This window comes from Polynucleobacter sp. AP-Feld-500C-C5 (genome assembly GCF_018882265.1).
Classification (GTDB): Bacteria; Pseudomonadota; Gammaproteobacteria; order Burkholderiales; family Burkholderiaceae; genus Polynucleobacter.
Genome location: NZ_JACVOW010000021.1, coordinates 258,200 through 264,893, shown reverse-complemented (window position 1 = coordinate 264,893; position 6,694 = coordinate 258,200). Strand labels below are relative to the sequence as shown.

The following is a 6,694-nucleotide window of genomic DNA, read 5'->3' as shown; positions in this document are numbered from 1 at the left end:
GAATATATCCACTACTACAACCATGATCGAATCAAGCAAAAACTAAAGGGATTGAGCCCGGTGCAATACCGAACTCAATCCCTTGTGCTAACCTAACTAAACTGTCCAACTACTGGGGGTCAGTTCAGAGGGTGGCTTTTTTAATTATTCAGCTTCGTACAACTCTTAAATTAAGAGCGTACGTCTTTACCATTCAAGCTTAAGCGATTTATCGAGCGGGTTTGGCATAAGCTAATCAAGCGATTACGTTCTGCCATCACTTTATCTGTATAGCCACCATCATCTTCAATATTAGCCGCGCCAACATAGAACTTCAGACCATTACGCAAAGAACCTGCGGTGGCAATGAGGTACTTCAAGATATAAGCGCCAACACGAATATTGACCTCTGGCTTGACCGCTTCTTGCGTGCCACCAAACAAGGCATATTTCTCACGGTGCACTGAAGTCATTACCTGCATCAATCCTTCTGCGCCTGCATGACTCTTGATATTAGGATTAAAGTTGGACTCTATAGAGATCACCGCCAATAACAATACGGGATCAATGTTCACTTCCTTGGCAATCAAGATCGTATTAGAAACATATTCTTCAATCTTCGCGCGATCGAGGCTGTATTTCTTTTCAAAGAAATCTGCAACTGCACGCTGATTCTGAATCGAACCCATCAAATTGCTATCCAAGGCTTGAGGGTCGATCTTGGATGTTGGAATGCGATCAGCCAAATGAGAGATCGACTTCACTTGAATCTTCGCGACAGAGGGCGCTAACAAAGCAATGGTTTGTTGTTTGGCGCTTGGAAAGCTAGAGCCGCCAGGGATTGATTTTGGGTAAATGACTCTCGCAATATTTGTTTCAGAGGCAACGGAAGCAGAGCTCTCATTAGCACTCTTATATTGATCGAGCATGCTAAAGCCATTGCTCCACACGATATGGCGCGCCTCATCTGGCACCAAGATACGGGCGAGATCAAAGGCACCTGCATTCGTCCCATTACCTGATAGCCAAAGACCTACTACCATGAAGACGCTCAGAGCCAATAGACCGTTAACGACTCGATAGACTGGAGCCATCGCCTGGGCTAGCAGCGCCTTAGCACTCAAAAAGGCTGGTTGCCTATCGAGTATCTCAATCAAATTTTTGGATAAATATTTCTTCATTCACCTTGTCGCGAGCAGCTCAAAACTTTATAAAGAATTTTGCTGCAACGCAATATTTAAAAAACATGGGTCATCCTAAAAAGGTTCTTATATCAAGTCAAGAATAAGGAAAGCTATTTCAATAACTTTTAGGTCTTGAATTACGGGAGTTCCCGTATATGCACCAAATAAATCATATTAAGTCTATTTAAATCAATGACTTATGGAAGTTAAGAAGCACTAATTTCATTTTATAAAAAATTACCTAAATCTAGACTTTTTTACTATTCGGAATGAAAAATTACCTGCAAAAACCATACATCTAGTATTTCAGTCGCTCAAAATTTCTACCGGTAGTATCAGACTGACTAATACTGCAAGACAGTTTTTTCAAGACTTTGAGTTCTTGAGTTCCCAAACTGAGTCCAGCAAGGATCAATTTCTGACTAGCTCAAAAGCTAACTCAAGTCAGAATGTATCTAAATAGGATCGCCCAGCCCCTACACTTACAGATGATGAAATTCTCCCGCAAGCTCCTCGCGCCCCTAGTTTTATTGTTTTTTTTGCTGAGTCCTTTGAGGGCTTTTGCCCTTTTCGATGAATGCAAGAACCTCTTTCCGACCCAACAGGTTCCAATTACCACCCAAATAGGACGAGATCTTTGCTTTGATAGCTTTGCAGTTTTCTACTCACCTCAGGATAAAAAGCCGATTTATACGGTAGAAAAACTTCATCGCGACCAACTGTTAGCCCCACACCCCCGCAGAAGCAACCAGTTTTATGAAGAGGCCAGACTTCCTTTTGTGGAGCGGGCTTTGCTCTCAGACTACCGCGGCAGTGGTTACGATCGCGGTCACAATGCCCCCGCTGGAGATATGAGCAATGAAAGAGCGATGGCTCAGTCATTCTCATTGGCAAACATGATGCCGCAAGCCAGACAGAACAACCAAGGTATTTGGGCTAAAAATGTTGAGGAACCAACTAGACTCTATGCCAAAAGAGCTACTGGAGATATTTATGTCTTTACCGGCTCCACTGGAAATCAAGGCAGCATAGGCAGAAGCCATGTCACCATTCCGAGTCATTTATTTAAGTTAGTTTATGACCCTGATAAAAATGAGGCTTGGGCTTACTGGATCGAGAACAGTAATGAAGCCCAAATGTCCCCGCCTATTTCTTATGCTGAATTGGTGAGCAAAATAGGAATTGATTTTCAATTACCTATCAAAGTAGGAGCTTCCCAGACCAAGCAAGCAATCGCGCCAACCGTCAAACCCCCAACTGCCAAGCCTCATCAGGATTTGATGGGAGGATGGTATCCAATCTTTTTCGATGAGTATTCAGCTGATAAGGTCAACGCCCTGATTGCCCGTATTCAAGATGGAAAAGTAGCCAGCGTTCAGATTCAATATGATCGCAATGCTGAGTTAGCGAACAGCATTGCCAGACAAATCGACTTAAAAACATCATTAAGAACTCAGCTCACACAAAGCAGTCCGCCAGACTCACCCAACGTGAGCTACGAACGTCATCGGGTTACTGCGATCGTTCACTCAAAGTAGTTTTGATTTGGCTTGCAAGCCATGCGTACGCTGAATAGGAGCTAGCAGTCCACGTAATCCGTTGTGATCCAGTGTATGCATTAGCTCTAGTAACTCACCTAATTCCCCTTTAGGAAATCCCTCGCGCGCAAACCAAGCCAAATAGTTTCCTGGCAAGTCTGCTAGTGCACGCCCTGCATGCTTACCAAAGGGCATCTTCATGAGTACGAGTTTTTCTAGTGCTTGTGCATCCATTGAAAAGAAATCTTACAAGGGAAAGTAAATTCCCCCACAAATTTCATCATTTATTTAAAGATAGGCTTTTCTTATTTGAGAATCATTCTCATTTGATGTTATATTGAGAACCATTCTCATTTACTTTTATCAACCCTCTCTCAGAAAACTATGAAACTGACCATTCAAAAACTGATTGCCTTTAGCCTCGTCCTCGCCGCTACTTTGCACCTCTCATTAGCCCATGCTGGTGAAGGAGCCTTTGGCTGGATCTATACCCTAGACCTTCAGCCTAAAGGTAAGTGGGAATTTGAGCAGCGACTACAACTCAACCAAACGCAAGCCTCAGGCACTTACGATGCATGGACTGCTAGAACAGAACTTGAGTACGGCCTGACCAACGACTTACAAGTTGCTGGCTATATCAATTCGTACTACACGAATGCCAATCAAAACTACACCAATCCAGAAGCGTGCGGCGATGCGCCTACTTGTACCGGAGGTTATGGAGTCCCTTCTTCACATGACCCATCGACTGCATATAGAAAGAGTGGTATCGAAGGCGGCTCTTTAGAGGCTATTTACCGCATTACAAATCCAGTGACTTCACCCGTTGGTGTTGGTCTTTATTTAGAGCCCACCTGGGGAAGAAATAAAGATGAGATCGAAGCTAGGTTATTACTGCAATCGAACTTCATTGACGACCGCTTAATTTTGGCTAGTAACGTCGTTGTTGCCAACGAGCGCTTGAAGTTTATTGAAAATGGCAACGTTCCTGAGTCAATGTTAGATATCTTGGTTGGTGCTAGCTATCGATTTGCCCCGAAGTGGTCAGCTGGCGTTGAAGCACGCTTTCACAATGACTACTCAGAACTTAATTTACGTAATCAAGTGCAGCGCGCAACCTTTGTTGGCCCGAATTTGCACTATGCCGCAAAAGACTGGTGGGTTACAGGTGCATGGCGCTATCAATTAGCAGGCGGAACCTGCATGGGTGGCGGCGAGGCAGAATGCTCCAATGCCCGCGTGTGGGATAGCCACTCAGTCAATGAATACATTCTCAAAGTTGGCTTTCCGCTGAACTAATAAAAAATAAGATCATGAATTGGAAACCAAATCCATATGCTGTAGTAGGGCTATCCATACTAGTTGCACCAATCTTTGCGCAAGCAAAGATTTACATCTCTAGCGAACAAGCCCAGCAAATACTTTTCCCCAATAAGGTACTCAGTAAATCACCCATCATCATTACTGATGATTTACAAGAAAAGATGCGGGCGGCTTCTAGCATCCGCCATCCCTTTCAAGGTGATCGTATATGGAGGTCATCTGATGGCGGATGGTTTGTGATTGATGAGGTCGTAGGTAAGCATGAAATGATTACCTACGCCGTCGCCTTAAATGCAAAGGGTAGTGTTTTGGGCATTGAAGTCTTAGAGTATGTGGAATCTTATGGCTACGAAGTAGCTGAGGCACAGTGGCGCAAACAATTTGTTGGTAAAACTATCAACGACCCCATCAAACTCAATCAAGATATTCAAAATATTGGGGGCGCAACCCTTTCTTGCAAGCACCTCACCGATGGGGTGAAACGGATCACCGTGCTCTATGACTTGACCCTCAAGAACATGCCAGTCAAATCTCAATAAGCACCCAATGATGTCATGAAGACTCGCTGCAAACCGCTTTTAGGAACCTTTGTCGAAATTACTATTGATCAAGATACCAATGAGGCTGCTGTAGATCATGCCTTTGCCGCCATCGAAAAGATTCAGGGCTTAATGGGCTTTCATCAGCCCGATAGCGAACTCAATTACCTCAATCGTTATGCCCATCTCCGGGCGGTAGATATTCATCCCTGGACCTCACAAGTACTAAGCATTGCAAAACAGGTACATCGTCACTCACGTGGTCTATTTAACTGCGGTATTGGGCATCGCTTGGTTGCGGCTGGTCTTTTACCCCGTCATATTGACTTCACCAATCACAATCTTGGTGGCATTGAAGACATCTGTTTTTTGACGCCTGAGCTCATCACCTCCTCTCGTCCCGTATGTTTAGATCTTGGTGGCATTGCCAAAGGCTTTGCAGTTGATATGGCAGTCAAGATTTTGATCTCCGAAGGGATTCGCTCTGGCATCGTCAATGCAGGCGGTGACTTGAGAGTATTTGGAGATGCCCCTAAACCCGTTCAGATTCGCAATCCAAAAAATCTTTCAGAGCTGCTTCAAATCGGCTCTCTGCAAAACGCTGCGCTAGCTACTAGCAGTCTGTATTTTGCAAAAAGAGACGGGCATGAAAGTCATCTCATCAATCCCCTAGCAACAGAAGAATCTGATATTTATATTCAATCTTCAGACTCCTATTCCATCCTCGCAAAAGAATGCGTTTATGCCGATGCCCTCACTAAGGTACTCGCTTTATCAAAACAAGCCAATCATCCTTGCTTTGCTAAATTCTCAGCACAAGCCATTCGGATTGCCATATGAGTCGTTTAGGAAAAATGCCAGAATGGCAGAAATGGTTTGTGATACTTGGGATCTCCAGTTGCTCTTTAAGCGGCGGCATTTACTTAATAGGTCACGAATTTCAGATTCAGCGATCCATTTTGGGATCACACAATATTTTAGTGATTCATGGGGTAGCGGCTATGCTGACAATCCTTGCGCTAGGGTCTGTTCTACCATTCCATCTCAAAGCCGGCTTGAAGTCTAAAAGAAAATGGTGGAGCGGCTTAGGCCAACTGAGCTTCTTAAGTGCATTAATGATTACTGGCTCACTTCTGTATTACGGCCCAGAAGCCATTCGGGAAACGGTAGTGAGTACTCATTGGGGGCTTGGTCTTCTGTTTTTTGCCGTTTTCTTAATACACATTCCCATGGGCCTGAACAAGCAAGCGAGGAGTTAGCAACATAAACACCTTACTTCTAGATTGATTCGCCCTATAAAATCCATAGCAATGGATAACTCATTGCTCATCAGCCCAGCCCTCGGAATTATTGTGGGAGTTCTCATGGGGCTGACTGGCGCGGGTGGCGGCATTCTCTCTGTCCCACTATTAGTATTTGCCCTTCATCTGAATATGGTAGATGCCAGCCCCATATCCCTCTCGGCAATTGCCCTTGCTGCCAGCGTGGGCGCTTTACTGGGGCTAAAAAATAATCTTCTACGCTATAAAGCCGCCATCTTCATGGCTATCTTTGGAGTGATATTGGCTCCTGCTGGATTTTGGTTGGCAAGCCGCATCCCAAATGGTCCGCTACTACTTATTTTTAGCAGCGCGCTCTTTTACTCCGCGTATAGCCAATATAGACAAGCTCGCAATACTGCTTTAGGTATCCCAGAACCTCCAAGGCAGCCACCCCCTTGTTTAATGAATCCATCAGCTGGAAAGTTGTCTTGGAATGTTCCCTGCGCTAAGGCACTTGCCCTTACCGGCGGCTTGGCAGGTCTCTTATCGGGACTGCTTGGAGTGGGCGGTGGCTTCATCATCATTCCAGCCTTAAAACGCTATACCAATTTATCAGCGCAATCGATCATCGTTACTTCATTAGGCGTACAAGCTCTGATTTCTGGTGGTAGCGTCATCTTTTCTGCGGCAACGGGTAGCTTTAATTTTATTGTGGCTGCACCCTTTTCTATCGGCGCGCTCGGTGGCCTACTCATTGGTCTAGCAATCAGTAAAAAGCTCAGTGGACCGAAGTTGCAGCAAGTCTTTGCAGTCATGGTTTTTGGTGTAGCAGTCAGCCTCACGCTGAAAGGTCTGCATTTCCTATGATT

At 44.8% G+C, this 6,694-nt stretch carries 9 protein-coding genes; 7 read left to right on the top strand and 2 right to left on the bottom strand.

What is annotated here, in order from left to right:
- Window positions 1-96: IS3 family transposase (locus tag ICN21_RS06380; RefSeq protein ID WP_216123889.1), on the top strand; the 96-nt coding region annotated here is incomplete at its 5' end.
- Window positions 97-170: 74 nt separating this feature from the next.
- Here ICN21_RS06380 and ICN21_RS06375 read toward each other — a convergent pair.
- Entirely contained in the window at window positions 171-1,160 is a 990-nt protein-coding gene (locus ICN21_RS06375; RefSeq protein WP_216177642.1) for a transglycosylase SLT domain-containing protein, read from the bottom strand.
- A 491-nt stretch (window positions 1,161-1,651) separates the two neighbouring features.
- Between ICN21_RS06375 and ICN21_RS06370 the strand changes: the two genes are divergently transcribed.
- On the top strand, window positions 1,652-2,701 hold the full coding sequence (locus ICN21_RS06370) for a DNA/RNA non-specific endonuclease (protein WP_255534232.1): 1,050 nt from the start codon (window positions 1,652-1,654) through the stop codon (window positions 2,699-2,701).
- Here the strand turns inward: ICN21_RS06370 and ICN21_RS06365 are convergent.
- Window positions 2,693-2,935 carry a DUF3820 family protein gene (locus ICN21_RS06365; RefSeq protein ID WP_216177640.1) on the bottom strand — a complete coding sequence of 81 codons (243 nt, stop codon included), beginning with the start codon at window positions 2,933-2,935 and terminating at the stop codon, window positions 2,693-2,695. The genes ICN21_RS06370 and ICN21_RS06365 overlap by 9 nt on opposite strands.
- A gap of 150 nt (window positions 2,936-3,085) precedes the next feature.
- Between ICN21_RS06365 and ICN21_RS06360 the strand changes: the two genes are divergently transcribed.
- From ICN21_RS06360 to ICN21_RS06340, 5 genes are read left to right on the top strand one after another with little or no spacing between them, the layout of a single operon-like run.
- On the top strand, window positions 3,086-4,000 hold the full coding sequence (locus ICN21_RS06360; protein WP_216177638.1) for a DUF6662 family protein: 915 nt from the start codon (window positions 3,086-3,088) through the stop codon (window positions 3,998-4,000).
- Between the two features lie 14 nt (window positions 4,001-4,014).
- Complete coding sequence (locus ICN21_RS06355; protein ID WP_216177636.1) at window positions 4,015-4,563, top strand: FMN-binding protein; 549 nt, start codon at window positions 4,015-4,017, stop codon at window positions 4,561-4,563.
- A 15-nt stretch (window positions 4,564-4,578) separates the two neighbouring features.
- A complete protein-coding gene (locus tag ICN21_RS06350; protein ID WP_216177634.1) occupies window positions 4,579-5,403 on the top strand; it encodes an FAD:protein FMN transferase in 825 nt (274 codons plus the stop codon).
- Window positions 5,400-5,822 (top strand): hypothetical protein, encoded by a 423-nt coding sequence (locus tag ICN21_RS06345; protein ID WP_216177632.1) that lies wholly within the window; start codon window positions 5,400-5,402, stop codon window positions 5,820-5,822. The genes ICN21_RS06350 and ICN21_RS06345 overlap by 4 nt, the downstream gene beginning before the upstream one ends.
- A gap of 51 nt (window positions 5,823-5,873) precedes the next feature.
- A complete protein-coding gene (locus tag ICN21_RS06340; RefSeq protein WP_216177630.1) occupies window positions 5,874-6,692 on the top strand; it encodes a sulfite exporter TauE/SafE family protein in 819 nt (272 codons plus the stop codon).
- The last annotated feature ends 2 nt before the right edge of the window (window positions 6,693-6,694 follow it).

Bases quoted from the DNA above. Each gene is read 5' to 3' on its own strand.
- ICN21_RS06375 (WP_216177642.1), bottom strand. From the start codon at position 1,160: ATGAAGAAATATTTATCCAAAAATTTGATTGAGATACTCGATAGGCAA.
- ICN21_RS06370 (WP_255534232.1), top strand. From the start codon at position 1,652: ATGATGAAATTCTCCCGCAAGCTCCTCGCGCCCCTAGTTTTATTGTTT.
- ICN21_RS06365 (WP_216177640.1), bottom strand. From the start codon at position 2,935: ATGGATGCACAAGCACTAGAAAAACTCGTACTCATGAAGATGCCCTTT.
- ICN21_RS06360 (WP_216177638.1), top strand. From the start codon at position 3,086: ATGAAACTGACCATTCAAAAACTGATTGCCTTTAGCCTCGTCCTCGCC.
- ICN21_RS06355 (WP_216177636.1), top strand. From the start codon at position 4,015: ATGAATTGGAAACCAAATCCATATGCTGTAGTAGGGCTATCCATACTA.
- ICN21_RS06350 (WP_216177634.1), top strand. From the start codon at position 4,579: ATGAAGACTCGCTGCAAACCGCTTTTAGGAACCTTTGTCGAAATTACT.
- ICN21_RS06345 (WP_216177632.1), top strand. From the start codon at position 5,400: ATGAGTCGTTTAGGAAAAATGCCAGAATGGCAGAAATGGTTTGTGATA.
- ICN21_RS06340 (WP_216177630.1), top strand. From the start codon at position 5,874: ATGGATAACTCATTGCTCATCAGCCCAGCCCTCGGAATTATTGTGGGA.